Origin of the sequence: Streptomyces sp. NPDC005494 (assembly GCF_042872025.1) — a bacterium.
In the GTDB taxonomy this organism is placed as follows: domain Bacteria; phylum Actinomycetota; class Actinomycetes; order Streptomycetales; family Streptomycetaceae; genus Streptomyces.
In genome coordinates, this window is sequence record NZ_JBIAJR010000036.1 from 1 (window position 1) to 1,334 (window position 1,334).

General features: G+C 66.6%; 1 protein-coding gene. It reads left to right on the forward strand.

Going from position 1 to position 1,334, the window contains the following annotated elements:
• Positions 1 to 2 precede the first annotated feature (2 nt).
• Positions 3 to 1,295, forward strand: coding sequence for an IS256 family transposase (locus tag ACFYQ6_RS34945; RefSeq protein WP_388766891.1), 1,293 nt, complete (start codon positions 3 to 5; stop codon positions 1,293 to 1,295).
• Positions 1,296 to 1,334 lie beyond the last annotated feature (39 nt).

Sequence of the window (1,334 nt, forward strand, 5' to 3'; positions counted from 1 at the left end):
CCGTGAAGCAGAATACGCGTTCGACTGTCGAGGCGGGCGAGGAGGCGGTCGCGCCGTCTCTGGACAGGGCTCTGGTGGCCCAGCTGATGGCGCAGGCGAAGGCCGACGGCGTGAACCTGACCGGAGAGGGAGGACTTCTCGCTCAGCTGACGAAGCTGGTGCTGGAGGGAGCTTTGGAGGGCGAGCTCACCGACCATCTGGGCCGGGACAGCGGCGAGCGGGCGGAGGACGGCCGCAGCGGGAACTACCGCAACGGGCACCGGTCGAAGACGGTGACGACGGAGGTCGGGCCGGTGGAGATCGCCGTTCCGCGGGACCGGAACGGGTCGTTCGAGCCGGAGCTGGTGAAGAAGCGGCAGCGGCGTCTGACGGGCGTCGACGAGATGGTGCTGTCGTTGTCGGCGAAGGGCCTGACCCATGGAGAGATCTCGGCGCATCTGGCCGAGGTCTACGGCGCCGAGGTGTCGAAGCAGACGATCTCCACGATCACGGACAGCGTTCTCGAGCGGATGGCCGAGTGGCAGAACCGTCCGCTCGACCGTGTCTACCCGGTCGTGTTCATCGACTGCGTGAACGTGAAGATCCGTGACGGCCAGGTCGCCAACCGGCCCGTCTACATGGCGCTCGCCGTGACGGCGGGAGGGACCCGCGACATCCTCGGCCTGTGGGTCGGTGACGGCGGTGAGGGGACAAAGTACTGGCAGCACGTCCTCACCGAGATCAAGAACCGGGGCGTCGCCGATGTTCTCATGGTGGTCTGCGACGGGCTCAGGGAACTTCCCGAGTCGGTCACCCGCGTCTGGCCCCTGGCCGTGGTCCAGACCTGCGTGGTTCATCTGCTGCGGAACAGTTTCCGCTACGCGGGCCAGCAGGACTGGGAGAAGCTCGCGAAGGATCTGCGGCCTGTCTACACGGCTCCGACGGAGGCCGCGGCGGCCGAGCGGTTCGGCGAGTTCCAGGAGAAATGGGGGAAGAAGTACCGGGCGATCGTGCGGCTCTGGGAGAACGCCTGGGCAGAGTTCGTGCCCTTCCTCTCCTTCGACGCGGAGATCCGGAAGATCATCTGCACGACCAACGCGATCGAGTCGGTCAACGCCAGGATCCGCAAGGCCGTCCGGGCTCGCGGCCACTTCCCGACCGACCAGGCCGCGCTCAAGTGCGTCTACCTGGCGATCATGAGCCTGGATCCGAAAGGCGCCGGCACGAAGGCGTGGACCCGCCGCTGGAAACCGGCCCTGAACGCCTTCGACATCGCGTTCGACGGCCGGCTCACCACCGGCATGACCAACAACTGAAATCAACCAACGGAGTTACACCGTTCCGCGGACACACCC